The sequence below is a fragment of the Halorussus marinus genome (assembly GCF_004765795.1).
GTDB classification, from domain to species: domain Archaea; phylum Halobacteriota; class Halobacteria; order Halobacteriales; family Haladaptataceae; genus Halorussus; species Halorussus marinus.
In genome coordinates, this window is the sequence record NZ_SBIV01000001.1 from 358,034 (window position 1) to 381,906 (window position 23,873).

25 protein-coding genes, 1 tRNA gene and 1 pseudogene are annotated in these 23,873 nt (G+C 68.0%); 15 read left to right on the top strand and 12 right to left on the bottom strand.

Annotated elements, in window-relative coordinates:
- Nucleotide 1 precedes the first annotated feature (1 nt).
- On the bottom strand, nt 2-973 hold the full coding sequence (locus tag EPY72_RS01900) for a quinone oxidoreductase family protein (RefSeq protein WP_135805388.1): 972 nt from the start codon (nt 971-973) through the stop codon (nt 2-4).
- Nucleotides 974-1,029: 56 nt separating this feature from the next.
- A pseudogene (locus EPY72_RS01905) lies at nt 1,030-1,212 on the bottom strand (HVO_2922 family protein); the annotation flags it as partial.
- A gap of 127 nt (nt 1,213-1,339) precedes the next feature.
- Here EPY72_RS01905 and EPY72_RS01910 point away from each other — a divergent pair.
- Nucleotides 1,340-2,380 carry a DMT family transporter gene (locus EPY72_RS01910; protein ID WP_244605503.1) on the top strand — a complete coding sequence of 347 codons (1,041 nt, stop codon included), beginning with the start codon at nt 1,340-1,342 and terminating at the stop codon, nt 2,378-2,380.
- A gap of 1 nt (nt 2,381) precedes the next feature.
- Here EPY72_RS01910 and EPY72_RS01915 read toward each other — a convergent pair whose 3' ends face one another.
- Nucleotides 2,382-3,386: a TIGR04024 family LLM class F420-dependent oxidoreductase gene (locus EPY72_RS01915; protein WP_134672554.1), complete on the bottom strand. Its 1,005-nt coding sequence runs from the start codon at nt 3,384-3,386 to the stop codon at nt 2,382-2,384.
- A gap of 200 nt (nt 3,387-3,586) precedes the next feature.
- Between EPY72_RS01915 and EPY72_RS01920 the strand changes: the two genes are divergently transcribed.
- The 3 genes from EPY72_RS01920 (at nt 3,587) to EPY72_RS01930 (ending at nt 6,576) form a co-directional block, all read left to right on the top strand.
- Nucleotides 3,587-4,678 carry a putative sulfate/molybdate transporter gene (locus EPY72_RS01920; RefSeq protein WP_135805389.1) on the top strand — a complete coding sequence of 364 codons (1,092 nt, stop codon included), beginning with the start codon at nt 3,587-3,589 and terminating at the stop codon, nt 4,676-4,678.
- 40 nt (nt 4,679-4,718) lie between these two features.
- Nucleotides 4,719-6,119, top strand: coding sequence for a cryptochrome/photolyase family protein (locus tag EPY72_RS01925; RefSeq protein ID WP_135805390.1), 1,401 nt, complete (start codon nt 4,719-4,721; stop codon nt 6,117-6,119).
- A 67-nt stretch (nt 6,120-6,186) separates the two neighbouring features.
- A complete protein-coding gene (locus EPY72_RS01930; RefSeq protein WP_209019667.1) occupies nt 6,187-6,576 on the top strand; it encodes a DUF7344 domain-containing protein in 390 nt (129 codons plus the stop codon).
- Between the two features lie 24 nt (nt 6,577-6,600).
- Here the strand turns inward: EPY72_RS01930 and EPY72_RS01935 are convergent, their stop codons facing one another.
- Nucleotides 6,601-7,083: a peroxiredoxin family protein gene (locus tag EPY72_RS01935; RefSeq protein ID WP_134672557.1), complete on the bottom strand. Its 483-nt coding sequence runs from the start codon at nt 7,081-7,083 to the stop codon at nt 6,601-6,603.
- A 165-nt stretch (nt 7,084-7,248) separates the two neighbouring features.
- Here EPY72_RS01935 and EPY72_RS01940 point away from each other — a divergent pair, with 165 nt between their 5' ends.
- Both EPY72_RS01940 and sod read left to right on the top strand, forming a co-directional pair.
- Nucleotides 7,249-7,881 (top strand): superoxide dismutase, encoded by a 633-nt coding sequence (locus EPY72_RS01940; RefSeq protein ID WP_134672558.1) that lies wholly within the window; start codon nt 7,249-7,251, stop codon nt 7,879-7,881.
- A gap of 220 nt (nt 7,882-8,101) precedes the next feature.
- Nucleotides 8,102-8,713, top strand: coding sequence for a superoxide dismutase (sod, locus tag EPY72_RS01945; protein WP_135805391.1), 612 nt, complete (start codon nt 8,102-8,104; stop codon nt 8,711-8,713).
- Nucleotides 8,714-8,808: 95 nt separating this feature from the next.
- Here sod and EPY72_RS01950 read toward each other — a convergent pair whose 3' ends face one another.
- Nucleotides 8,809-9,240 carry a DUF7522 family protein gene (locus EPY72_RS01950; RefSeq protein WP_135805392.1) on the bottom strand — a complete coding sequence of 144 codons (432 nt, stop codon included), beginning with the start codon at nt 9,238-9,240 and terminating at the stop codon, nt 8,809-8,811.
- A 103-nt stretch (nt 9,241-9,343) separates the two neighbouring features.
- Between EPY72_RS01950 and EPY72_RS01955 the strand changes: the two genes are divergently transcribed.
- The gene (locus EPY72_RS01955; RefSeq protein ID WP_134672561.1) at nt 9,344-9,622 is read left to right on the top strand and encodes a DUF5827 family protein; all 279 of its coding nucleotides are present in this window, start codon (nt 9,344-9,346) and stop codon (nt 9,620-9,622) included.
- Nucleotides 9,619-10,422 (top strand): ATPase, encoded by an 804-nt coding sequence (locus tag EPY72_RS01960; RefSeq protein ID WP_134672562.1) that lies wholly within the window; start codon nt 9,619-9,621, stop codon nt 10,420-10,422. Before EPY72_RS01955 ends, EPY72_RS01960 begins: the two co-directional genes overlap by 4 nt.
- Here the strand turns inward: EPY72_RS01960 and EPY72_RS01965 are convergent.
- Nucleotides 10,419-10,847, bottom strand: coding sequence for a Rieske (2Fe-2S) protein (locus tag EPY72_RS01965; RefSeq protein ID WP_135805393.1), 429 nt, complete (start codon nt 10,845-10,847; stop codon nt 10,419-10,421). The genes EPY72_RS01960 and EPY72_RS01965 overlap by 4 nt on opposite strands.
- A 71-nt stretch (nt 10,848-10,918) precedes the next feature.
- Nucleotides 10,919-11,497: an MBL fold metallo-hydrolase gene (locus EPY72_RS01970; RefSeq protein WP_134672564.1), complete on the bottom strand. Its 579-nt coding sequence runs from the start codon at nt 11,495-11,497 to the stop codon at nt 10,919-10,921.
- A 98-nt stretch (nt 11,498-11,595) separates the two neighbouring features.
- Between EPY72_RS01970 and thyX the strand changes: the two genes are divergently transcribed.
- Nucleotides 11,596-12,339: an FAD-dependent thymidylate synthase gene (thyX, locus tag EPY72_RS01975; RefSeq protein ID WP_134672565.1), complete on the top strand. Its 744-nt coding sequence runs from the start codon at nt 11,596-11,598 to the stop codon at nt 12,337-12,339.
- Between the two features lie 7 nt (nt 12,340-12,346).
- Here thyX and EPY72_RS01980 read toward each other — a convergent pair whose 3' ends face one another.
- Nucleotides 12,347-12,832, bottom strand: a complete 486-nt coding sequence (locus EPY72_RS01980) for an Lrp/AsnC family transcriptional regulator (protein WP_134672566.1) — start codon at nt 12,830-12,832, stop codon at nt 12,347-12,349.
- A gap of 205 nt (nt 12,833-13,037) precedes the next feature.
- Here EPY72_RS01980 and EPY72_RS01985 point away from each other — a divergent pair, with 205 nt between their 5' ends.
- The 4 genes from EPY72_RS01985 to EPY72_RS02000 all read left to right on the top strand — a co-directional run bounded on the left by EPY72_RS01985 (nt 13,038) and on the right by EPY72_RS02000 (nt 16,800).
- Nucleotides 13,038-14,027: a DMT family transporter gene (locus EPY72_RS01985; RefSeq protein ID WP_135805394.1), complete on the top strand. Its 990-nt coding sequence runs from the start codon at nt 13,038-13,040 to the stop codon at nt 14,025-14,027.
- 134 nt (nt 14,028-14,161) lie between these two features.
- Nucleotides 14,162-15,316, top strand: coding sequence for a metal-dependent hydrolase family protein (locus EPY72_RS01990; protein WP_135805395.1), 1,155 nt, complete (start codon nt 14,162-14,164; stop codon nt 15,314-15,316).
- A gap of 51 nt (nt 15,317-15,367) precedes the next feature.
- Nucleotides 15,368-16,543 carry a helix-turn-helix transcriptional regulator gene (locus EPY72_RS01995; RefSeq protein WP_135805396.1) on the top strand — a complete coding sequence of 392 codons (1,176 nt, stop codon included), beginning with the start codon at nt 15,368-15,370 and terminating at the stop codon, nt 16,541-16,543.
- Nucleotides 16,544-16,725: 182 nt separating this feature from the next.
- Nucleotides 16,726-16,800, top strand: a tRNA-Glu gene (locus EPY72_RS02000).
- Nucleotides 16,801-17,158: 358 nt separating this feature from the next.
- Here the strand turns inward: EPY72_RS02000 and EPY72_RS02005 are convergent.
- A complete protein-coding gene (locus tag EPY72_RS02005; protein WP_244605505.1) occupies nt 17,159-17,719 on the bottom strand; it encodes a cupin domain-containing protein in 561 nt (186 codons plus the stop codon).
- Between the two features lie 522 nt (nt 17,720-18,241).
- Between EPY72_RS02005 and EPY72_RS02010 the strand changes: the two genes are divergently transcribed.
- Complete coding sequence (locus EPY72_RS02010) at nt 18,242-19,594, top strand: APC family permease (RefSeq protein WP_135805398.1); 1,353 nt, start codon at nt 18,242-18,244, stop codon at nt 19,592-19,594.
- A gap of 86 nt (nt 19,595-19,680) precedes the next feature.
- Here EPY72_RS02010 and EPY72_RS02015 read toward each other — a convergent pair whose 3' ends face one another.
- From EPY72_RS02015 to EPY72_RS02025, 3 genes are all read right to left on the bottom strand, one after another.
- A complete protein-coding gene (locus EPY72_RS02015) occupies nt 19,681-20,307 on the bottom strand; it encodes a class I SAM-dependent methyltransferase (protein ID WP_135805399.1) in 627 nt (208 codons plus the stop codon).
- Between the two features lie 317 nt (nt 20,308-20,624).
- Nucleotides 20,625-21,728 (bottom strand): PAS domain-containing response regulator, encoded by a 1,104-nt coding sequence (locus EPY72_RS02020; protein ID WP_135805400.1) that lies wholly within the window; start codon nt 21,726-21,728, stop codon nt 20,625-20,627.
- Between the two features lie 41 nt (nt 21,729-21,769).
- Complete coding sequence (locus tag EPY72_RS02025) at nt 21,770-23,110, bottom strand: TIGR00341 family protein (protein ID WP_135805401.1); 1,341 nt, start codon at nt 23,108-23,110, stop codon at nt 21,770-21,772.
- 148 nt (nt 23,111-23,258) lie between these two features.
- Between EPY72_RS02025 and EPY72_RS02030 the strand changes: the two genes are divergently transcribed.
- Complete coding sequence (locus EPY72_RS02030; protein ID WP_135805402.1) at nt 23,259-23,858, top strand: DUF5789 family protein; 600 nt, start codon at nt 23,259-23,261, stop codon at nt 23,856-23,858.
- The last annotated feature ends 15 nt before the right edge of the window (nt 23,859-23,873 follow it).

The following is a 23,873-nucleotide window of genomic DNA, read 5'->3' on the forward strand; positions in this document are numbered from 1 at the left end:
CTCAGGGAGTCAACACGACCTTCCCGACGGTCTCGCGGCTCTCGATGGCCTCGTGGGCGGCCGCGGCGTCCGTCAGATCGAAGCTGTCGCCGACCACGACCTCCAGATCGCCGGCGGCAAGCAGTTTCTGGAGTTCGGGGACCGACTGGAGGACGCGCTCGGGAGTCCGTTCGAGCGCGTTGCCGAGGTGGAACCCCCGGACCGACTTGTTCTCGAACAGGAGGTCGGTGGTGTCGACCTGTCCGGGGACGCCGCTGGCGGCGCCGTACGTCACGATCCGGCCGAAGTGTGCGAGCGCGTCGACGCTCCGAGAGAACGCGTCGCCGCCGACGCCGTCGAGGACGAGGTCGAGGCCCGCGCCGTCTGTCTCCTCGGCCACGACCTCGCGGAGGTCGGTCGTCTCGTAGTTGATCGGGTGGTCACAGCCCAGCCGCTCTGCGAGCTCGAGCTTCTCGCCGGTGCTCGCGGTGCCGAACACGGTCGCGTCGGCCGCGGCCGCGAGCTGGACCGCCGCGGTGCCGACCCCGCCGGCCGCGGCGTGGACGAGCACGTTCTCGCCGGCCTCCAGCCCGCCCCACTCGTGGAGGACGGCGTGGGCCGTCAGGAACTGCACCGGGAAGCCCGCGGCGGCCTCGAACTCCATCGACTCGGGCACCTCGAACAGCGAATCGGCGTCGGCGAGCGCGTACTCGGCGTACCCGCCGACGCCGGTCATCGCGACCACGCGGTCGCCCTCGGCGGCGTCGGCGCCCTCGCCGACCGCGTCGACGGTGCCGGCGGCCTCCATCCCGGGGACGAACGGCGGCGTCGGCCCGCCCTTGTAGTGGCCGCGCCGTTGCATGATGTCCGCGAAGTTGATGCCGGCGGCCTCGACGTCGATCCGGACCTGTCCCGCGTCGGGCTCGGGCGTCTCGGCGTCGATCACTTCGAGCGCGTCGCTATCGCCGAACTCCGTGACTTGGATCGCGTTCACCTCCGGTGGTTCGGCCGGCGGGCGGATAAGTGGCGTGCCCGAGGCAGGACGGGGCGCTACTCGAGGGTCTCGACCCCGGCGTCCGGGGCGTTCTGTTTCACGCTCCGGAGGCCCTGTTCGGCCTTCTGTTTCGAGGCGTACCCCTCGCCGGAGTCGGCGATGATGTTCCCGTTGTCGTGGACGAGTCGCCACCGCCACTCGTCGGTCTCGTCTCGGTACAGTTCGAAGGTGGCGTTGCTCATGGGTCGTCGGCCGAAGGCTCGGAGTCGCGGTACAAAAGCGTTCCCCGCCGTCGACCGCGAGCGCGGATCTCGGCCGCGCCAGTCCGTGACGCGGTATCGCGGTTCCGGCAAGCCTCAAGGCGACGTGGCCACTACGAACGTTTCTCTGAACACGATGTGGAACACGACGCTTCGATCTCACTCTGCGGTCGGTCTGTTCGTCGGTCTCGCGGCCGTCTGGGGCACCGCGTATCTCGCGATTCAGGTCGGCCTCCGGTCGATCCCGCCGATCACCTTCGCCGCGCTCCGCTACGACGTCGCCGGGCTGGTGTTGCTCGCGGCGACCGCCGGGCTCGCGCTCCGCACCGGGAGTCGGTGGCGCCCTCGAACGCGCGAGGAGTGGGCGCTGGTCGGGACGGGCGGACTGCTCGTCGTCGGCGTCCACTTCGCGCTGTTGTTCGCGGGCCAACAGTACGTCTCGGGCGGGGTCGGCTCGATCGTGATGAGCCTCTCGCCCGTCCTGACGCCGGCGTTCGCGCTGGCGCTGTTGCCCGACGAGCGCCCGGACCGCCGGCAGGTCGTCGGCGTGGCGCTCGGACTCCTCGGCGTGGTCGTCGTCGCCCGTCCGGACCCCTCGGGCGGCCAGACCGCCCTCGGCGTGGGGCTGATGGTCCTCTCGGCGGCGAGCTTCGCGCTCGGCTCGGTACTCACCCGCCGGTACGACAGCGGGCTTTCGCTGATAGCCGCCCAGGCGTGGACGATGCTGATCGGCGCAGCGTTTCTCGACCTGCTCGTGGTCGGACTCCCCGGCGAGTCGTTCCGCGCGGTCGCGCCGACGCCGACCGCGCTCGCGGCGCTCGCGTACCTCTCGATCGTCGCGAGCGTCGGGGGCTTTCTCGCGTACTTCCGACTGCTCGACCTGTTCGGACCCAACGAGGCGAGCCTCGTCAACTACGCGGTCCCGATGTTCGCCGCCCTCGGCGAGTGGCTCGCGCTCGGTCGCGCGCTCGCGCCGCCGACCGTCGTCGGGTTCGGGATCATCCTCGCCGGGTTCGGCGCGGTGAAGTGGCGGACGCTCCGCCGGGCGACGACCCCGACGCCCGACCGGCCCGCCGCCAGAGCACAGGCCGCGGACGCCGGCGCCGTGATGGTCCGGGAGAACGTCTACTACCGGGACGTCGAGTAGGCTACGCCTCGGGCGCGAGCGCGTCGAGGGTCGCTTCGACCTCCTCGGGCTCGGCCCCGCGCGGGAACGACACCGCCAGCCGGTCGACGCCGTCGATCGCTTCGAACTTCTCGAGCTGTGCGCGGGCCTCCTCGGGCGTCCCGACCGCGCCGAGGTCTTCGAGCAGGTCGTCGTCGATCGCCGCGAGCGCGGCCTCCTGATCGCCGTTGCCCCACGCCGCCGCGACCTCGTTCGCGGTCTCCTCGTAGCCCTGTCGGGCGAGCGCGTTCCGGTAGAACGTCCCCATCGCGCCGACGTAAAACGAGAGGTGCTGGCGGGCGAGCCGGCGAGCCCGCTCGCCGTCTTCCGAGACACAGCAGGTCAGCGAGACGGTCGTCCGCACCGCCTCGGGATCCCGGTCGCCGAGCTCGGCGCCCCGCCGGAGGTCTTCGATCCGGTCGCGCAGGCCGTCGGGTGTGAGCATCAGCGCGTGCCAGCCGTCGGCGAACCGGCCCGCGAGCTCGACCGACTTCGGGCCCATCCCCGCGGCGTCGATCGCCACCGGGGTCTCGGGCGGATCACACCGGAGTCGGAACCCGCCGAGGGTGAACACGTCGCCGTCGTAGTCGACCTGCTCGCCCGACAGCACCGCCCGGATCACGTCGAGGTACTCGCGGGTCCGCCGGAGCGGGCGGTCGAACTCGGCGCCGTGCCAGCCCTCGATGACCGCCGGCCCCGAGGGGCCGATTCCGAGCCGGAGCCGGCCGTCCGAGAGCTCCTGGAGCGTGGCGGCGGTCTGGCCCACCAGCGCCGGCGACCGCGAGTAGACGTTGAGGATCGACGGCCCGATGCCGACGGTGTCGGTGCGTTCGGCGATGGCCGAGAGGACGGTCGCGGCGTCCCGGCCCCACGTCTCGGGGAGCCAGACCCGTCGGTAGCCGAGGTCTTCGGCGCGCTGGGCGTAGCCGACGATGTCGGAGATGTTCGGCTGGGCGGCCACCGGCAAGTGGACGGTTCGGTCGGTCATAGGAGCCACCACGGACCCCGCCACCATAGTTCCGGTGTCAACTCCGCGACCGACAAACGGCGTTTATCGCGTCCGGGGTTTGCCCTCGGGCGCTCGCGACCCCGTCGATCGGGCGAAACCGGTACTCATTACGCTTTCGGTCGATGCGCGCTCTCTCCGTTTCCCGGTAAACCTTTTAGAGTTACACCCAACGACACAGTATGGACTTCTCGGTCGCGACCGCGCGAGCCCGGCGGCTCTCGCTGTCGACCGGCGAGATCACCGGCGCGGTCGGCGACTCGGTGACCGTCCTGCCGGTGGTGGTCGCGGTCGCGGCGCTGACCGAGCTCCGGCTCCCGGTGCTCCTGCTGTGGTTCGGCGCGTTCCAGATCGTCTGGGGACTGTGGTACGGCTCGCCGGTGTCGGTCGAGCCGATGAAGGCGCTGGCGGCGCTGGTGATCGCCGGATCGCTGACCGTCCCGGAACTCGCGACCGCCGGGCTCCTCTCGGGGGGCGTGCTCCTCGCGTTCGGGGCCGCGGGCGCGCTGGGCGCGCTCGCCGAGCGGGTCGACGACGCGGTGATCCGGGGCGTGCAGGTCGCGGTCGCGCTCGTGCTCGCCCGGACCGGGCTCGAACTCGGGGCGAGCGCCCCGACGGTCGCGCTGGGGGCCGCGGCGGCGGGCCTCGCGGTCGCGGCGGTCGGCTACCCCCGGGCGAGCGCGCTGGTGGTTCTCGCGCTCGGCGCCGGAGTCGCGGGCGCCGCGACCGGACTGCCGTCGGTCGCGATCCCCGACGTTCGTCCGAGCATCGCGCTCGCGCCCACCGCCGACGCGCTCGCGGCGACCGGCGCCCAGTTGGCGATGACCGTCGGGAACGCGGCGGTCGCGACCTCGCTCCTCCTCGAGGACCTCTACGACGCCGACGTCTCGCCCGACGAGCTGTCGGCGAGCATGGGCGCGATGAACCTCCTCGCGGTGCCCCTCGGCGGGCTCCCGATGTGCCACGGGAGCGGCGGCGTCGCCGGGAAGTACGCGTTCGGAGCCCGGACTGCGGGAGCGAACCTCGTGCTCGGCGCGCTCTACGTCGGCGCGGCGCTTGGCGCGGCCGAGGTGGTCGCCGCCTTCCCGCTGGCCGCGCTCGGCGTAGTGTTGGTCATCGTCGCGGCCCAGCTCGGCCGCTCGGGGCTCCGGACCGACTCGCCGGGGCTGACCGTCGGCGTCGGGATCCTCGGGGCGGCGACGAACGTCGGGCTGGCGTTCGCGGTCGGGATCGTCGCGTCGGTCGCGCTCGGGCGGGTCCGCTCGGGCGCGTGAGACCGGCCCTTTGACAATCCGGCGGTCCTTCGCTTCGGGCATGAACGTCCACTGGCACCGTCGGGACCTCCGCGTCGCCGACAACCGCGCGCTCGCTGAGGCGGCGGCCGACGACGCGGTCCTGCCGGTCTTCGTCCTCGATCCGGGCGTCCTCGATCACGCGGGCCCGCCCCGGGTCGCGTTCTTGCTCGACGCGCTCGAATCGCTCCGCGAGACGTACCGCGGACTCGGCGGGGACCTCCTCGTGGTCCGGGGCGACCCCCGCGAGGAGCTCCCTCGGATCGCACGCGAACGCGACGCAGAGGCCGTCTACTGGAATCGGGACTACTCGGGGCTGGCCCGCGAGCGCGACAGCGCGGTCCGGCTCGCGCTCGACGACGCCGGCGTCTCGCGGGGCGCATACCACGACGAGCTCCTCCACGAGCCGGGGTCGATCCGAACCAACAAGGGCGAGCACTACTCGGTGTTTTCGTACTTCTGGAAGAAGTGGGCAGACCGCGAGAAAGACCGCCCGATCGACGCGCCCGCGGCGGGCCGGATCGTCGATCCCGGAGACGCCTCCCCGATCCCGACGCTCGACGATCTCGGCGTCGAGGCGCCGACCGCCGAGATCCCGCCGGCCGGGACAGAGTCGGCCCGCGAGCGGCTCCGGGCCTTTTGCGAGGGCCCGATCTTCCGGTACGACGAGTCCCGCGACGACCCCGCGGCCGACGCGACCTCCCGTCTCTCGGTCCAGCTCAAGTACGGCACGCTCGGCGTCCGCGAGGTCTGGGCGACGGTCGCCGACGCCGCCGAGCGCGCCGATGGCGACGAGGCCGACGCGGTCGAGGAGTACCAGCGCCAACTCGCGTGGCGGGAGTTCTACGCCCACGTCCTCGCGGCCCGGCCCGACGTGGTGACCGAAGACTACCGCGGGTACGACAACCCCGTCGAGTGGCGCGACGACCCCGAGGCCCTGCAGGCGTGGAAGGACGGCCGGACTGGCTATCCGATCGTCGACGCCGGGATGCGCCAGCTCCGGGCGGAGGCGTGGATGCACAACCGCCTGCGGATGGTCGTCGCCTCGTTTCTCACCAAGGACTTGCTGATCGACTGGCGGGCGGGCTACGACTGGTTCCGCGAGAAGCTGGTGGACCACGACACCGCCAACGACACCGGCGGCTGGCAGTGGGCGGCCTCGACCGGAACGGACGCCCAGCCGTACTTCCGGGTGTTCAACCCGATGACGCAGGGCGAGCGCCACGACCCCGACGCCGAGTACATCAAGCGCTACGTCCCCGAGCTCCGGGACGCGCCCCCCGACGAGATCCACTCGTGGCACGAGCTTTCAGACGCCGAGCGCGACCGGATCGCGCCGGCGTATCCCGAACCGATCGTCGACCACGCCGACCGCCGCGAGCGTGCCATCGAGATGTTCGAACGCGCCCGCGGAGAGGACTGAGACGCGAGAGTCGGCCGTGTGAACCTCCGACACACTTTACTGCCCGCTCGTTTCATTATTCGAGAGCATGTCTGACGATGGGTTCGGTTCGGGGGCCGACGAAGAGAAACCGACCGTCAGCGACGGCGGGACGTCGCTTCTGAGCCGCGTCTTCGGGGCGCTCGCCGAACCGCGACGCCGGTACGTCCTCTACTACCTGCGCGAACACGGCCGGGCTAGAGTCGACGACCTCGCGATCCAGATCGGGGCGTGGGAGCGCGACGTTGCGACGGCCGAACTCTCTGTCGACGACGTCGAGCAGATCACGCTCGAACTCGTTCACACTCACCTCCCCAAGCTCGAAGACGCGGGTCTGGTCGGATACGATCGCCGGACCGAAACCGTGAGCTACGACTATCCGCCGTCGCTGCTCGACGAGGCGCTCGATATCGCGGCCATGATCGAAGACCACCCGTGACCGCCCGGCGGCGACACCGTCCGACTACTCGCCGAACGGGTTCTCGAAGTCCCCCCGGATGAAGTACCGAACCCAGTTGCCGTGCGTGCGGTCGGCGGGGTCGTCTGCGATCTGTTCGTACCTCACGGTGGCGTCGGTGTCGACGACGTACGTGCCGGCGACCGCGGTCAGGCCGTGGTCGGTCTGTTCGGTGCCGCTGTACTGGTCGGCGACCGACCCGTCGGGGTCCGCGAGCAACTGGAAGTTGTAGCCAAAGCGGTCGCGCATCTCGACCAGTTTCGGACGCGGGCTCGTCACCACCGGCAGGACGTCGACGCCCTCGTTGAAGTGGAGGTCCTCGTAGACCCGGCTGAACGTCGCGAGCTGTTCGGCACAGAAGCTACACCAGTGGCCGCGGTTGACGAGCACGACCGTCGGGCCGTCGTCGAGGGTCTCGCCGAGCGAGACCTCGCCGCCGGACGTGCTTTCGAGCGTGAAATCGGGCGCGGTAGTGCCTTCGAGAGACATGGACCGATAGACGGCGCCCCGATCAAAGGCGCTTGTGCCCGCGGCCGCGCTCGCCGGGGCGGTCCCGGCGTCCAACGAGTGTCCGGGAACCCGCATATCGGGGTTTCGACCACTGGGTCAACGCTTAACACCGGCCCCGTTGAGCGACTCGACGGGGGAGATACTGTGAGTACCTACGAGCTTCCGGAGCTACCGTACGACTACGACGCGCTCGAACCGGTCATCGACGAGCGCATCATGGAACTGCACCACGACAAGCACCATCAGGGGTACGTCGACGGGGCGAACGCCGCGCTCGAGGCGCTCGACGGGATGCGCGAGCGCGACGAGTTCGGCGACACCCGCGCGGTCAAGCGCAGTCTCGCGTTCAACCTCTCGGGCCACGTCAATCACACCGTCTTCTGGCAGAACATGTCGCCCGACGGCGGCGGCGAGCCCGGGGGCGAACTCGCCGACGCGTTCGAGGACCACTTCGGCGGCTACGACGGCTTCAAACGGGACTTCTCGGCGGCCGCCAAGAACGTCGAGGGGTCGGGCTGGGGGATGCTCGTCTACGACCACATCGCCGACAAGCCGATGGTCGCGGCCGCGGAGAACCACCAGAACCAGCACCCGCAGGGCGCGACGCCCCTGCTCGTCCTCGACGTGTGGGAGCACGCCTACTACCTCCAGTACGAGAACAACCGCGGCGACTACGTCGAGAACTTCTGGGACGTCGTCGACTGGGACGACGTCGAACGGCGCTACCAGCAGGCGCGGGACGCCGACGCGATCCCGGTCCACACCGGTTCCGAGTAACGGCGACTCCGCGGCGGGTCGTGCCTCGGCCGTCACCCCGATTGTGGGGGCCGACCAGACGTATCTGAATTCTTACTTTAATCGAGTTCACCACTCGACGGTGAAACGGTCGCGTTCGAGGCTCAAATCCAGAATTAGGGGCGTCCTAGAGGCGTGGTACCAAACGACTACTCAACCTTTAAGAGCGAGAAGTGACATATATAGGTTGGAGGTAATATTCATGCCCGAGCAATCCAATCCCGAGCTGCCACCGCTTCCGTACGACTACGACGCGCTCGAACCGCACATCTCCGAGCAGGTGCTGACCTGGCATCACGACACCCACCATCAGGGGTACGTAAACGGCCTCGACAGCGCCGAGCAGACGCTGGCGGAGAACCGCGAGAGCGGCGACTTCGACGGCACCGCCGGCGCGCTGGGCGACGTGACCCACAACGGATCGGGTCACTACCTGCACACGCTGTTCTGGGAGAACATGGACCCGAACGGCGGCGGCGAGCCCGAGGGCGACCTGCGCGACCGCATCGAGGAGGACTTTGGCTCCTACGAGGGCTGGAAGGGCGAGTTCGAGACCGCAGCGAGCGCCGCGGGCGGCTGGGCGCTCCTCGTCTACGACCCCGTCGCCAAGCAACTCCGTAACGTCGCGGTCGACAAGCACGACCAGGGCGCGCTCTGGGGATCGCACCCGATCCTGGCGCTCGACGTGTGGGAACACTCCTACTACTACGACTACGGTCCGGACCGCGGCGACTTCGTGAGCAACTTCTTCGAGGTCGTCGACTGGGACGCCGTGGCCGAGCAGTACGAGACCACCGTCGGCAACCACGAGTAGCGTCGACTCCGCACATTTCTTTCGCGCCTACCCGACAGCCGCAGGTGTCCTGAAATCCCCCCGCGACCGCTTCGCACCGTCGCGGTGGTCGCCGACTACCCCGGCAGGAACGACTCGACCGCGTAGTCGCCGACCACCGACTGGATGTCCCGATACAGCGCGCCGAAGTCGTAGCCGATGTCGCGCCGGTCGAAGCTGGCGAACACGCCGATCTTCTCCTCGTCGACCGACAGGAACGTCCGGAACTGCTCGAAGCCGTCGAACCCCCGGACGGTGTACTCGTAGTCGGCGTAGTGGAGGTCGCCGTAGGTTTCGCGGGTCACGAAGCCGTAGCGTTCGTTGTCCACGTACCGCTCGACGTCGAACCCGGCGAGCTTCTCGGAGACGTCCTCGCGGAGGAACAGCGACTCGTGGTCCGTCCGATCGAACAGCCAGACGTCACGGAGCGCGCCGCCCCCGAACGTCTCGAACGTCTCGACAAGGGCGGTTTTCGCCTCGCACCGGCTTGCCCCGTCAGATGTTGGCATGTGAGAAGCAGTTTGTTAACAACCACGGATAAAAATTGAGGTTCGGCGCCGACCGAATCGAGAAGACGAACGATTTACCCGGCGGTCGACCGTATCGCCTGCCATGCCCAGACCGAAGTCCGCGTTCGACGAGCTGTATCCCTGCGACTTCTACGAGCCCGACGAACTGCTGGAGCCCGATCAGATGTACACCGTCTACGAGATCGCACGCCTCCTTCAGGAGCTCGACACCGACGCCGAGCTCGAACCCGAGACCGAGAGCGTCCTGCTCGACTGGGCCATCCCGTGGGTCGTCGACAACGCGGCCGATCTGGTCGTCGCCGAGCCCGACCGCGACGACGAGCCGGGCTACTACGGGCTGAAGACCGACGACGAGCGATGAGGCTGTTGGTCGCCGGCGCCGACCGGGTCGACGCCGGCAAGACCACGTTCACGACCGGACTGGTCGACCGACTCGACGGGGTGGGGTTCAAGCCCCGCGCCGGCAACGACTACTGGTTCGACCACGACGACTACCGACGCGCGGTCGCGGCGGGCCGACTCTACGGGAAGGACGCCCGGCGGCTCGCGGCGGCGAGTCGCGGGGACTTCGACCCCGAGGAGCTCAATCCTGTTCACAGGCTCTGGCGGCCGGCGCCGGGGCCGGCGACCGGACTGATCGGCGGCGCCGACCGACGGTTCGTGCTGGATCGGGTCGGCGAGTCGTTCGTCGTCAACGCCGAGGCCGACCTGCCCGAGGCCGCCCGCGAGGCGCTCGCGCTCGACGACGCGCCCCGAGTCGAGACGGTCGCGGAGCTGAACGAGATCGCGACGAAGCGCCACTTTCCGACGCTGGCGGCGTTCGCCGACCGGGTTCGCGCGGCCGAGCGCGCGGTCGTCGAGTCGTACGGCGACGTGGCGCTCCCGATCCGGGACCTGTCGGTCGACGCGGTGGCGGTCGTCGAGCCCGGCCGGATGGCCGCCTACGACGGCGACCGGTTCCTGAAGGCCTGCGAGGTCGCCGGCGGGACGCCCCGCGAGGGCCGACTCGAAGTCCACACCGGCGAGGTGACCGACCTCGCCGACCCGAAGGCGACCGCGACCCTTCCGGCGCTCGCCGACGACGACCGCCGGGACCCCCGAGCGGTCGCGCGGGCGTACGAGGCCGCCTACGACGAGCTGGTGGCGGTCGCGACCGACTAGAATCCGATGTGGGAGGTCGAGTCCGGCTCGTCGTCGCCGTCGGTTCCGGCTCCGTCCTCGATGGCCCCTTCGTGGTCGAACTCGTAGCCGCGGTCCGCGAGGTAGACGTCGCCGCCCTCGACCGCGAGTTCGACCGAGACCAGCGTGGTGTCGGCCGCGTCGCCGTTGTCGCAGTACCCCGAGCAGGCGTCGAACATCGAGCCGTGTCTCGGGCAGATGATCTGGCCGTCGCGGATCGGGGCACCGGTCCCGCGGTCGAGCCGCTGGGCCTCGTGGGTACAGCGGTTGAGCCACGCCTCGACGCCGTCTTCGCAGGGCACGACGACGACCTCTTCGGGTTCGCCGTACCGGTCTCGGGCTGTGAACAGCCACGACCCCTCCTCGTGGACCGTCTCGACGCTCGTGAGTCGCGTTCGCTCGGACACGGGTGGAGTGGTGGCCGCCCAAACAGTGAACCTTTCGACGACTCGCCGGCCCCTCCTGGGGACTCGACCGCTCACCCCATCCGGGCGGCCTGGCCCGCCATCTCGATGTCGCGGGCGGGGTCGGTCGTCACGCTCGGGCCGTGGCCGGTGTGCATCTCCGCGAGGTGGCCGTCGACGCGCTGGCTCAGCCGGTCGATGCTCTCGATCAGCCGCCCGCGATCGCCCTCTTCGAGGTCGGTTCGGCCGAAGCTCCCGTTCTGGAAGACGAGATCGCCCGCGAACAGCACGCCCGCCCCGGCCGAGTAGAAACAGAGGTGGTCGTTCTTGTGCCCCGGCGTGTGGAGCGCGACGTAACCGTCGTCGCCGAGTCGGACCGTCTCCTCGTCGCCGATGGCGTTGTCGACGCCCGGTTGGTCGGCGTCGAAGCCCCACGCCTCGACGCCGAACGCGTCTTTGACCGAGTCGAGGTTGCCGACGTGGTCCGAGTGAGTGTGGGTGAGAACGACGGCGTCGAGGTCGGCCTCGCGTTCGTCGAGCGTTCCGACGGCGTCGAAGTTCGCACCCGTATCGACCAACACCGTCCGGTCGCCCTCGACGAGAAACGCGTTGCTCGTGAACGCTTGCACGCCGCGTGCGATGTTCGTTATCATGGTCGACCGTACGGACGGGCGCGGTTTGTGCGTATCGCTACCGGTCGAGACGACGATGTCGCGTGGGTTTATGTAGGCCTGCGGTACTCCCCACACGTATGGAAGTCCGCCTGCTCGAAGCGACCGAGGACCCGGAGGAGGTCATCTGTACCGCGGCGCGAAACGACTACATGGAGGCGTTCGTCGGCGATCGGTCGTTCGAAGAGGTCATGGCGACCATCGAGGGCGACGATATCGAGGCGAAAAAAGAGACGCTCATCGGCCACCTGCTCAAGCAGGGCCACTTCGGCCCGTTCGAGCACGCGCAGGCCACCTTCGCGGTCAAGGGGATCAGCCGGTCGTGCATGGCCCAGATCACCCGCCACCGCCACGCGTCGTTCGACGTCCGGAGCATGCGGTACGTCTCGTTCGACGACGTCGACCCCGAGGACGTGGCGGAGGGCGAACTCGTGGTCACGCCCCCGTCGGCGACCGATCCCGACTGGATCGGCCGGAATCAGAAGACCGGCTCGGTCGACGAGGAGACCGTCGAGGAACGCGAGGCGATCTTCCGGGAGTCGGTCGAGCGGTCGGTCGAGGACTATCAGGAACTGCTCGATCTGGGGATGCCGCCCGAGGACGCCCGGTTCGTCCTCCCGATCGGGACCGAGGTCAACATGGTGTTCTCGGTGAACGCTCGGATGCTGATGCACGTCGCCGACATGCGGGCGGCGGCCGACGCCCAGTGGGAGATTCGAGAGATGACCGAACGGATGCTCGATCTCGCGGCCGAGTGGTGCCCCCTCACCTTCGAGTACTACGAGGAGAACATGAAAAACCGGAAGAACCGCCTCGCGCCCTGATCGCCGCCTACTCGTCGGCCAACTCCTCGATCAGGCTCTCTAAACTGTAACTCCGGAGCGGGCGCTCGTCGTCCCGGAGCGACGAGATGACGAACGTCGAGTTCGTCCGCTCGACGCCTTCGATGGCCTCGAACTCGCTGATGAGTCGCTCGACGGCGTCGCTGTCGGGGAGTCGCGCGACGAGGATGAAGTCGGTCTCGCCCATCGTGAAGTACGCCTGCGTGACTCCCTCGACTTCGAGGAGTCGGTCGCCGAACTCCTCGTAGGGACCCTCGTAGTCCGCCAGCACCTCCACGAGCACGGTCACGCCGAGGCCCGCCGCTTCGAGGTCGATGTCGTAGAGGTCGTTTTCGATCACGCCCTCCTCCCGGAGGTTGGTCAGCCGGTAGTGGATCGTCGACACCGGGATGTCGGTCTCCTCGCTGAGCTGTTCGGGGCTCCCGGTACCCAGGTCCGCGATGGCCTTCAGAATGGTGACGTCGCGCTCGTCCATTTTCGTGGCACTTCGGTCGTCCGCCTAATTAACACCGGCGTTCGACCGTCACCGACCCCCAGTTCCGTCTTTTGACGTGTCCGCGACCGCGCATAGTAGCCAGAAACGCGCAAATATTACTCCTATATCTAGGGCCAGTTCGAGTATTTTGAGAGTCTTTGTAGAAAGGTTTAACTCTACCGCGCTATTTCGTGCTACCAGAACCATGTTATCGGACGATATTTGGCGTTTTGTCTCGCGCACCCCGGTGCTGTTCGTGCTCGTCGCGACCCTCTGGGGCGGCTCGTTCGTCGCCATCGAAGTCGGACTCCACTACTTCCCGCCGCTGTTGTTCGCCGGCGTTCGCTACTCGATCGCGGGCGCGATCATCCTCGGCTACGCGGTGTTCGCCGCCGATCGGTGGCGGCCCGCGGGCCGCGACGAGTGGCTCTCGATCGGCGTGGTCGGCGCGTTCATCATCGCGGGCCACCACGCGTTCGTCTACATCGGCGAACTGTACGTCTCGGGCGCGATCGCGTCGATCGTGATCAGCCTCTCGCCGGTCCTGACCGCGGTGTTCGCGTCGCTCGTCCTCGGCCGGCGGCTGTCGACGACCGAGATAGTCGGCTTCGTGATCGGGCTCGTCGGCGTGCTGATCGTCGCGGACTTCGACCCGACGAACGCCGCCTCGGCGAGCGCGGTCGGCGTCGGACTCGTGTTCGTCTCGGTGGTCTGCTTCGCGCTCGGGGGCGTGTTGCTCCGGCCGCTCCGGACCGACCTCCCGGTGTCGTCGCTTCAGGGCTGGGGCATGGTCAGCGGGTCCGGGGTGCTGTACGCCGTCGGCGGGCTCCGGGGCGAGACGTTCGCCGCGGTGGCGTGGACCTCGACCGCGATCGCGTCGCTGACCTATCTCACCCTGCTCTCTGGCGTGGTCGCGTTCCTCGTCTACTTCGCGCTGCTCGACCGGGTCGGGCCGACCCAGCTCAACCTCGTCGGCTACCTTGAACCCGTGATGGCGACGCTGTTCGGGTGGCTGTTGCTCGGCGACCTGATCGACGGGACCACGGCGGCGGGCTTCGGGGCGATCTTCCTCGGGTTCGCGCTGGTGAAACGCCGGGCGCTCGTCGACATCGTCCGATCGGCACTCGACACCGACGACGCCGACGAGTCGGCCTCGTGGTCCGAGCGGAACGCCGTCGCTCCGGCCGACGACTGAGGCGTCGGTCCGGGCGACGCCGCCGGGCGCCGAGTCGATTTCTGTGGCGATTTTCTTCGTCTCGTCGTCCCTGATCGGCCGCCGGGGGTTCCGGGACCCGGACGTTTAGGATGTGTCGGGACAACTACTCGCACATGCTGGCACTCCGAGGCGGGACAGTCGTAGACGCGGGCGGCACTCGAAAAGCGGACGTCGCCGTCGAGGACGGCGAGATCGCGGCGGTCGGGGACGTGCCCGACGCCGACGAGGAGATCGACGCGACCGGACAGTTCGTCGCGCCCGGACTCGTCGACGCCCACGTCCACCTCACCCTCGACGGCCGGCCGGATCCGGGGTCGGCGCGCGGGGCCTCCGAAGCGACGCTCGCCTACCGGGCCGCCAACAACCTCGAGAGCGCGCTCGACGGCGGCGTGACGACGGTTCGAGACCTCGGGGCGGCGGCGTCGGTCGCGCTCGACGCCGCCGACGCCGTCGAGTCGGGCGTGCTCGACGGGCCCCGGGTCCTCGCCTGCGGCCAGAGCGTGGTGATGACCGGCGGCCACGGCCACTGGCACGCCCGCGAGGCCGACGGCGTCGCCGAGGTACAGAAGGCGACTCGCGAGCAACTCAAGCGGGGTGCGGACGTCGTGAAGACGATGGCGACCGGCGGGGTCCTCACCGAGGGCGCGCTGACGGGCGCCCCGGAACTCACCGAGGAGGAGCTGTCGGCGCTCGTCGAGACGGCCGCGGCCAAGCGCGTGCCGACGGCGGCCCACGCTCACGGCGCGGCGGGCATCAAGAACGCGACCCGGGCGGGTATCACCAGCGTCGAACACGGCACCTTCATGGACCGGGAAGCGGCCGAGCTGATGGCCGATCGGGGCACCTACTGGGTCCCGACCGCGAAGGCGCTCCACGGCATCGTCGACGCCGGGACCGAAGCCGGGATCCCCGAGTTCGCGGTTCGGAAGGCCGAAGAAGCGGCCGAGGCGTTCGACGAGGCGTTCGACCACGCGATCGAGGCGGGCGTCCCGATCGCCATGGGAACCGACGCCGGCACGCCGTTCAACCACCTCGCCGACGCCCCGGAGGAGTTGGCGTTGATGGTCGACCACGGCCTCTCGCCGGCGGCGGCTCTGGAGGCGGCGACGGTCAACGCCGCCGACCTGCTGGGTCTCGACGGCGAGGTCGGGCGGGTAATCGAAGGCTACCGGGCGGACCTCCTGATTCTCGACGGGGACCCGCTCGACGACGCGACCGCGTGGCAATCGCCAGCACGCGTCGTGGCCGATGGCACCGTTGTCCGGTGACAGCCCCACGTCAAAAGGTCTTTTATACCGGGCAATGGAGGAATAACGTGCATGAGACGGCTGCTGGCTGTCGGCCTCGTAGTCGTGTTACTCGTCGGAGCGGTGCCCGCGGCGGCGTTCGCGGGCGGGCCGTCCGCAAGCTCGCCGACCGCCGAGCCACAGCGGCTCGGCGTCGGCGACGACTTCGACGACGTCACGTTCCACATCACGGTGTACGGCAACGGCACCGCCAAGTGGACGTTCACCTACCAGCAGACGCTCAACGAGACCGAAAAAGACGAGTTCGAGGCGTTCGCCGAGGAGTTCAACAACAACTCGACCGCACTCTACGACGGCTTCCGAGGGCAGGCCAAGGACCTCGCGAGCGCCGGCCAGAACCGGACGAACCGGACGATGGACGCCGAGCGCTTCTCGAAAGAGGCCCGCGTCGGCGGGATCGTCAACGAGAATCGAGGGATCGTCCAGATGTCGTTCCACTGGACCTCCTTCGCGGTCGCCGACGGCGCTGACGTGGTCATCGGAGACGTGTTTCAGGACGGGCTGTATCTGGGTCCGAACCAGTCGCTGGTCGTCCACGCGGGCCCCGAACTCCGGTTCACCGCTGTCGATCCGAACGCCACCGTCTCTGACGGCACGCTGGCCCAGTCCGAATCGGTGACCTGGGAGGGCCGACGCGACTTCAACGACGAGCGCCCGCGCGTTCGATTCGAGCCGGTCCCCGTGACTACGACGGCCGCCGAGACGACCCGCTCTGGCGGCGTGGCCGGCCCGAACGCGACGACCACCGCCGTCGCCCAACAGCCCGGGGAAACCGGATTGCCGCTGGCGCTGTTCGTCGCGGCCGTCGTCGTCCTGCTCGGGCTCGCGGCGGCGTTCGCGTGGCGACAGGGCGATTTCGGCTCGTTCGTGGACCGCGGCGACGACCCCGGCGGGACAGCCGGCTCGGCCGCCGCCAATCCCGACTCGGGCTCGCCCGCCCCGTCGGTCAGCGACGAGGAACTGCTGACCGACGAGGCCCGGGTCAAGAAGCTGTTAGACGAGAACGGGGGCCGGATGAAACAGGTCAACATCGTCGACGAGACCGGGTGGTCGAAATCGAAGGTGAGCATGCTACTCTCCGAGATGGAGGAAGACGGCGAGATCAGCAAGCTCCGGGTCGGTCGCGAGAACATCATCAGCCTCGAAGGCCACGAGCCCGACGCGGCCGGCTCGCCGCTCGAAGAGTGACCCTCGGGTCTGTTTTCTGAGTAATGCCGGCGTGCGTTTGTATACCGACCGTTACCGTCGGGAATTCCCAGTCGTGAACTGTTCACGCCGGGCCGGATCCGTGTGGAACCGGGACACGGCGGCACGAAAACGCAACTGTTAAACGGTCCGTCCGACTACGATTGAGTGCAGAGGCGACGCACGCTCCGTTGGTGTAGTCCGGCCAATCATCTTGCCCTCTCACGGCAAGGACCAGGGTTCAAATCCCTGACGGAGCACTCCTTCCTGCCGCCGTTCGACCTTCTAACAGTGCGTATTTCACCACCTATGTGTGATCGAAGACAGCCATCCGAGAATCGCACACAATCCGAGTCGTCTCTACTCGTTTAGACGCAGTAGCGCGGCCCGCCTCTCGGATCTGAAGCGGAGAGAGAGAAACGACGTTCCGGATCTCCCGTACCACTGACGATACCCCGAGAGTCGCGTCGTCTCCCTTCGTCTATCCCTCGAATACCAGTAGTTGAAAACGCGATTTCTTTATTCAGTGTGAGAGATGAAACAGCCGGTCAGTACAGCTCAAAGACTGAATGCCCCGTGCCACCGAGAGACGGCTTACGCCGGCGTCCCGATGGCCTCTTAGATGTCCGGCTGCTCGACATTCGATTCCCAGAAGTAGTCTCGTAAGTATCGGTCGTCCATCGCACTACGCCCGGTCAATCGCGCGACTCGACAGACAGAAGCCCAGAGTAGCTGTTGAACGATCTTCGGCGCGATAGTAATCCGTGTTTCCTCCTTGACGTACTCGGCCAGCAACAGCCCTTGGACGAAATCAGGTTCTCCGTATCCGTCGTCAGTACCGAAGTATCCCTCGTGGTCGAGCCCCGCAGTCATGTATTGGGTGTCGATCGTCTTCTTCCACGGTACTTCTACCTCGAATGCCACAAAATCGTCGGTATCGTTCTGAAAGTAGTGTGGGTCTCCCGGTTCGACGGTGAGTTCTTCACCGGTAGCGAGGTGTCGAGGGCTGTCATCAACGACGACAGTCAGTTCGCCTTTGACCGATCGAAAGACCTCTGTGCTCTCCATATGTACGTGGGCCGGCAGTGTCGTGGCCTCCGGACTCAACCAGACGAGCATGGCGGGAGTCTCTTTCTCGCTTGCTTCTGGGTACCGCAGTATCGTCGACCACATTCCCATACCCGGACTTGATGCGAGTGCATGAGGAGACTCTGAAAACAGTTCTATAGCCCGTCCTTCCGGGTCAATTTCGAGAGCGGGCCCTTCGGTCGGCCCACCGGTGTCATCGAGTGGCCGGCCTGTAGTCTGAGATACCATACTGTTATTTATAATCCTATTCACATGTGTCTGGCGGAAAGACTCTCCCTTCTCCTGACTTCGCATTCTCACGTACCGATTCAGCCGCCTCATTTTCAGCGCCTGCTCTGAATAAAGAAATTGCGCTAATAACTACTGATACGGGCGGGGTTTTCGCGCCGAAACGAAACCTATCGGGGAATATGCGAACCACGGTGCTCCGTGGGTATTCGAGGCGCCACCTACTTGTGCCCGCGTATTTTATCCGTTTTAGAAGATAGCTGTACAGTGAGAGACCAACTCGCGCGCCGAATTACCGAACGGTAAGCCGCCCCTCGAAGAATCGCCCGGAGCGCCAACAGTAATCGAACACTGACTTCGGAGACCGTCCGACCGACTCGACTCATGGATCTGAACGCTCTCAAAGGGGTGGTAGAGCGCACTCGCGACGGCCAACTCGGGCTACCGGAGGTCGTAGCCATGGGCGTCGGCGGGATGGTCTCGGGAGGCATCTACGCCGCCCTCGGTGTCGCGATGCAACAGGCCGGCAACGCCGTCGCGCTCTCGTATCTGATCGCGGGAATCATCACGTTGCTCACCGCGTACTCGTATCTCAAACTGACCTTCCACTTCGAGGAACACGCCGGGGCGTTCACGTTCGTCGAACACGTCGTCGACAGCCCGACGATCGCCGCGTACACCGGGTGGGTGTTAGTCGTCGGCTACGTCGGCGTCATGGCGATGTACGCATTCGCGTTCGGCGCGTACGCCCTCACCGCCGCGCGGGCCGTCGTCGGGATCGAACTACCGCGAGTCCTCCGCCCCGTCGTTTCGGTCGGGATCGTCGGCCTCTTCGTGGGATTGAATCTCTCGGGCGTCCGCGAAACCGGCCTGTTCGAGGACGTCGCGGTCTACCTCAAGATCGTAATCCTGCTCTCGCTCGCCGCGCTCGGAATCGCCTTCTTCCGGGGCGATCCCACTGCAGTCGACTTCTTCGACGAGGGGTATCTGAGCCCGATCACCGGATTCGCGATCATCTTCGTCTCCTACGAGGGGTTCCAGTTGCTGATCTACGAGTACGAAGAAATCCGGAACGTCGAGCGGACCCTCCCGATCGGGATGTATCTCGCCATCCTGATCGCGATCGCGATCTACGTCGCGGTGTCGTTCATGGCGACCCTCCAACTGAGGCCCGAACAGCTCGTCGCACACGAGGAGACCGCGCTCGCGGCGGCCGTCTCGAACATCCCGCTCCTCGGGACTGCCGGGTTCGCGCTCGTGATCCTGTCCGCGATGAAAAGCACGTCGTCGGGGATCAACGCGACGCTCTTTGGCGCCTCGCGGCTCGCTCACGAGATCGCGACCGAGGGTGCGATCCCGCGACTCTTCTCGTTTCGGAACCGGGAGGGCATCCCCGTCTACTCGCTTGTCCTCATGGGAGGGCTGACCGCCGCCTTCGCCGCGCTCGGGACGCTCAAGCAGATCACCGAGTTCGGGTCGGTCGCGTTCTTGCTCGCCGACGCGGTGACCAATTTCGTGAACCTCCGGCTCGCGGACGAGACGGGATCGAATCGCCTGTTCCCCGCGCTCGGTCTCGTCGGGACGACCGCGGCGATTCCGATCGTCCTCTATCACCTCTATCGGACCGACGTCGAGATCCTGTTCGGAATCGCGGGCATCTTTCTCACGCTCTTTTTGTTCGAGGCGCTCTACATCGAGCGCAGTCCGTTCGAGCCCGATGTCGACGACGAGCGATGACGCCGACGCTCGTCGAGGCCCGCACCCACTCCGCGATCACCGCTCGACGTTGGCCGCCGTGTCGGACCCGGCGACACCGCCCGCGGTCAGTCGCCGGTCTCACACTCGAAGGGGTCGACTCGCGGGTACGACTGGCGCTGGCCCGTCGAGTTGCGCGCGACGAGTCGGACGACCGCGCCCGAGCGACCGTCCGCCCGCGTTTCGGTGCGCTCGTCGTAGTAGAGCACCGTGAGGTCGAGACAGTCCCGGAGGAGCTCGTTGGCCCCGTACCGGTAGCGGTCGCCGCTCGATCCCGACCGGAGGTCCTCGGACGACCGGAGGTGGTGCTGGACGAACAGCGCGCCGCCCGGGGCGAGCGCGGCCTTGATGTCGGGAAACCGGTCGACCGCACGATAGAAGCTGATCGCGATGACGTCGTAAGTCGACTCCGGAAACGCGTAGGTCGGCACGTCGGCTCGAATCCACTCGGTCCGGTCGGCGACGCCGCGGTCGATCGCGTTCTGACGGGCAATCTGCAGTCCCTCGCGGGACCTGTCGATGCCGTCGACCCGATAGCCCGCCTCGGCGAGAAACACCGCGTTGCGGCCCGTCCCGGTCGCCACGTCGAGCGCGCGGCCGTCGGGAAACGAGTCGACGTACCTGCAAAGCACCGGCGACGGATCGGGATTTCGGGGGTAGTCGCCGTCCCGGAACCGCTCGTCCCAACTCGGCATCGTTCGATCACCCGCTCCGGGACGCTCCGGTCGGTCTCGCGGTGTCGGCGTCGGTCGGGCCCGGTTCGTCGAAGGCGAGCGTCGAGACCGGCTCACTGCCGATCGGGGCGGTTTGGCGCGGGGGACGGTGCGGTCTCGTCGCGATCTCGACGCTCGCCGAAACGGTCGCTGTCCCGGCTCGAATGGTGGCCATCGGCTCGGGCTACGGCCGCCGGTCGTTTAAGCGTCACCGTGAACGCGACCGGCGGGCGGTCCAGCGGTCGCGAGGTGTCGGTGCGCCGTCCCGTCGGCGCTCCTCGACTATCGACCGTGGCTCCTCACTGCTCGGCGTCGACTTCCCGGGCGATGACGAAAAACCGCGCGTCGCCGTCGAGGTCGACTCGCACGAGGTGGACCTCGACCGGGAACGTCGATCCGTCGCGTCGGCGGTATCTCCCCCGAAGCGTTCGCATCTCGCCGGGCGCCATCTCGGCCCACAGTTCGCGGGCGGTCTCGGGGTCGATCGCCTCGTCGACCTCCCAGACGCGCTTTCCGATCAGTTCGGACTCCGTGTATCCGAGCGCATCGCACAGCCGGCGGTTGGCGTCGATCAGTTCGCCGTCGGCGTCGTGGATGTCGATCAGGTCCGGCGACTGCTCGAAGAGCACGTCGAGTTTGGCGGCCTTCGCTCGGAGCTCGGCCTCGCGCTCTTTCTGGTCGGAGATGTCGCGGATCACACACACCCGACCGCCGTCGCCGAGGTCGGCCAGCGACAGCAGTTTCGGGTAGACGCTGTCGTCGACGCGCTTGCCGACCGACTCGCTCGACCAGCTCTCGGCTTCCAGCGTGGGAAAGACGTCCTCTCTGAGCCGCTCGGCCTCGTCCTCGGGAACCGTCTTCACCCACGGCTCGCCGATCAGCTCGGCGGGCTCGACGCCGTAGAGGTCGGCGTACGCCCGGTTCATCTCGGCGTACCGGCCGTCCGGGCCGACGATCGCGATCCCCTCGTTGGCGGCCTCGATCGCGTCGGTCCAGAGTTCGGCCCGGCGCTCGGCGCGGCGCCGCCGGACGGCGTTTCGGATGCGGTTGGCGAGCAGTTCGTAGCGGTCGGCGCCGGACTTCTTCTTGAGGTAGTCGGTGACGCCCTTCGAGATCGCCTCGCTGGCGACCGCCTCCGATCCCTTCCCCGTAAAGAGGATGAACGGGAGATTCGGTCGCTCGGTTCGAACGTTCTCGAGGAACTCGATGCCGTTCTGTCCGGGCATATCGTAGTCCGAGACGACGCAGTCGAACTCCCCGTCGGCGAGGTGCTCGAGACCCTCGGTCACGTCGGTCGCCGTCTCGACCGAGAACCGGTCGTCGATGCGTTCGAGATACGTGGCCGCGAGATCGGCGAACTGCGCGTCGTCTTCGACGTGAAGCACCCGGATCGGGGTGTCCATACCGAGTGGTGGGACCGCGAGGTGAAATAACCTCCTTAATATTACGAGTACAAATTATTGAAATCATACTTGAACGGTCTCGGTACCATCGGCGAGACGGCTCGAGACGACTCGACGCCCGAGACGTCCCCGGTCTCGCGGATCACGACCACCGCCACCTCCCGGTCGGTGTTCGCTTCGATCCGGTCGCCGAGCGCCATCGCCGACCCGCCCGACCCGCCGACCGTCCGGACCGTCACCGTCTCGGGGTGTCGGAAGAAGAGTTCGGTCCGGTAGGACACCTCGACCGAGAGGACGCGGGCGTCGGTCTCCGACGCCAGATCCGTGACCGACCGCTCGAACTCGGCGTTCTCGGCGACGTTGACCGACGTGACGACGAGCGCCGACGAGAGCACCACCACGACCGCGAGCAACACCGCCGCCCGGCGGACGACGGCCCGCCGGGCGGTCCCCTCGGCGTGCCACTGCTCGGGGCGATACCCTTGCAACCAGAGGGTGGCGAGGCTCGCGACGTTGATCGAGAGGACGTTGATCAGCACCAGCAGTCCGGCGCTCACCGCGGCGGTCAGATCGCCGTAGGCGATCCCCAGCCCGACGGTGGCCGCCGGCGGGATGAGCGCGACCGCGATGGCGACCCCGACGAGCGCGACGCTCGTGGCGGCGGTCAGCGACATCGCGCCCGCAACCCCGGCGCCGACCGCGACCACGAGCGCGAGCGCGCCGGGGTTGACACGCTCGGCGACCTGCCCGATGACCTGGAGGTCGGCGTGGGGAACCAGCGTCGCCCGGAGGAGCCCGGCGAACACCGCCGCGCTGGCGACCGCGATCAGCAGGCCGGCGAACTGGGCTTTGACGCTCGTTCGGAACAGGTCGGCGTCGTCGAGGATGCTCCCGACGCTCGCGGCGATCGGCGGCCCGATCAGCGGGGCGATCACCATCGATCCGACGACGACCGCGGCGCTGTCCATCAACAGCCCCGCGGTCGCGATGATCGTGCTCACCACGGTGAACACGACGTAGTTGGTCGTCACCGGCGCGACCGCCGCCGCCCGGGCCCGGAGCTCCTCGCGAGCGATCCGGCCGTTGGTCTCCTCGATGTCGCTCTCGTCGGCCGCGTTCGCACGATTCCGGCGCTCGAAGCGCTCGGAGACGACGGTTTCGAGTTCGCTCACCGTGACGTAGCCGTCCCGGTGGACGCCGAGCCCCCGGAGGTCGTCGACCAGCGACTCGACGTTCTCCGAGTCGGTCGGGACGAACGCGAGCGCCGCGTAGTCCCGTCCCGACGTCTCGTCGGTGAGGAAGTACTCGACCCCCGCGTCCGACAGCGTCCGCTCGACGGCGTCGCGCTCGCCGAGGGGCACGGCGATCTGGAGCAGTCGCATACCACGGTCCACCCAGCCCGGTTCAAATAATCTTGTGAAGGGCCGGCCCCGAGCGCCGCCGGCGCGAGGGCCGTCCCCGACGACGAGGCCCCCGGGGACCGCACGACTCGACCACAGGGTTATCCGACTCCGCGGCGTATGCGGATAGATGGCAGACGACAAGCAAGGCAGAGACAAGCAGGCCCGCGACGAGGAGCGACGACAGCGAGAGCGAGAGCTCGAAGCCACACTGGAGCGGGGCGACGAACCCGAGCCGCCGATCGAGGCCGAGGAGCTGACCGACCTCGAGGCGGAGCTCGAATCTGTTTCGTTCCCGGCCCCGGCCACCGAGGTAGTCGCGACGATCGGCGATCGCGAAATCGAGGTCCCGGACGGTCGCGTCGCGGTCGCGGAACTGGTGGCCGACGCCGACGCCGAGACGTTCGATTCGTCGGCGGCGGTGCGCAAGCGCGTCCAGCGACCGACCGTCGCGGCCGCGATGAAGCGGGTCGCGGAGGCCGCCGACACGCTCCGGAACGTCGAGCTCGGCGGGTCCCAGCGCGACGCCTACGAGAAGACGTTCGAGGAGCTGAAAGCGATCGACGCGGACGACGACGACGAGGGGATCCGGGCCATCGCCGACTGGATCGTCGACCGAGTCCGGGAGAAAGAAGCGCTTCCGGGCTCCCGAGCGGTGCGCCGACAGGCCGCGGAGTTCTGCCGGGCGAACGGCTACGAGGTCCGGAACGACGAGTGGCTCGGCGTGTAGCCGCGGGCGTTCGGA

What these genes read in the sequence shown, in the direction of transcription:
- EPY72_RS01915 (WP_134672554.1), bottom strand. Translation starts at nt 3,386, where the DNA reads ATGACCGACCGAACCGTCCACTTGCCGGTGGCCGCCCAGCCGAACATC.
- EPY72_RS01925 (WP_135805390.1), top strand. Translation starts at nt 4,719, where the DNA reads ATGAACGTCCACTGGCACCGTCGGGACCTCCGCGTCGCCGACAACCGC.
- thyX (WP_134672565.1), top strand. Translation starts at nt 11,596, where the DNA reads ATGGAAGTCCGCCTGCTCGAAGCGACCGAGGACCCGGAGGAGGTCATC.
- EPY72_RS01920 (WP_135805389.1), top strand. Translation starts at nt 3,587, where the DNA reads ATGGACTTCTCGGTCGCGACCGCGCGAGCCCGGCGGCTCTCGCTGTCG.
- EPY72_RS01930 (WP_209019667.1), top strand. Translation starts at nt 6,187, where the DNA reads ATGTCTGACGATGGGTTCGGTTCGGGGGCCGACGAAGAGAAACCGACC.
- EPY72_RS01935 (WP_134672557.1), bottom strand. Translation starts at nt 7,083, where the DNA reads ATGTCTCTCGAAGGCACTACCGCGCCCGATTTCACGCTCGAAAGCACG.
- sod (WP_135805391.1), top strand. Translation starts at nt 8,102, where the DNA reads ATGCCCGAGCAATCCAATCCCGAGCTGCCACCGCTTCCGTACGACTAC.
- EPY72_RS02020 (WP_135805400.1), bottom strand. Translation starts at nt 21,728, where the DNA reads ATGGACACCCCGATCCGGGTGCTTCACGTCGAAGACGACGCGCAGTTC.
- EPY72_RS01960 (WP_134672562.1), top strand. Translation starts at nt 9,619, where the DNA reads ATGAGGCTGTTGGTCGCCGGCGCCGACCGGGTCGACGCCGGCAAGACC.
- EPY72_RS01985 (WP_135805394.1), top strand. Translation starts at nt 13,038, where the DNA reads ATGTTATCGGACGATATTTGGCGTTTTGTCTCGCGCACCCCGGTGCTG.
- EPY72_RS02030 (WP_135805402.1), top strand. Translation starts at nt 23,259, where the DNA reads ATGGCAGACGACAAGCAAGGCAGAGACAAGCAGGCCCGCGACGAGGAG.
- EPY72_RS01970 (WP_134672564.1), bottom strand. Translation starts at nt 11,497, where the DNA reads ATGATAACGAACATCGCACGCGGCGTGCAAGCGTTCACGAGCAACGCG.
- EPY72_RS02005 (WP_244605505.1), bottom strand. Translation starts at nt 17,719, where the DNA reads ATGGGAATGTGGTCGACGATACTGCGGTACCCAGAAGCAAGCGAGAAA.
- EPY72_RS01990 (WP_135805395.1), top strand. Translation starts at nt 14,162, where the DNA reads ATGCTGGCACTCCGAGGCGGGACAGTCGTAGACGCGGGCGGCACTCGA.
- EPY72_RS02025 (WP_135805401.1), bottom strand. Translation starts at nt 23,110, where the DNA reads ATGCGACTGCTCCAGATCGCCGTGCCCCTCGGCGAGCGCGACGCCGTC.
- EPY72_RS01995 (WP_135805396.1), top strand. Translation starts at nt 15,368, where the DNA reads ATGAGACGGCTGCTGGCTGTCGGCCTCGTAGTCGTGTTACTCGTCGGA.
- EPY72_RS01980 (WP_134672566.1), bottom strand. Translation starts at nt 12,832, where the DNA reads ATGGACGAGCGCGACGTCACCATTCTGAAGGCCATCGCGGACCTGGGT.
- EPY72_RS01950 (WP_135805392.1), bottom strand. Translation starts at nt 9,240, where the DNA reads ATGCCAACATCTGACGGGGCAAGCCGGTGCGAGGCGAAAACCGCCCTT.
- EPY72_RS01955 (WP_134672561.1), top strand. Translation starts at nt 9,344, where the DNA reads ATGCCCAGACCGAAGTCCGCGTTCGACGAGCTGTATCCCTGCGACTTC.
- EPY72_RS02010 (WP_135805398.1), top strand. Translation starts at nt 18,242, where the DNA reads ATGGATCTGAACGCTCTCAAAGGGGTGGTAGAGCGCACTCGCGACGGC.
- EPY72_RS02015 (WP_135805399.1), bottom strand. Translation starts at nt 20,307, where the DNA reads ATGCCGAGTTGGGACGAGCGGTTCCGGGACGGCGACTACCCCCGAAAT.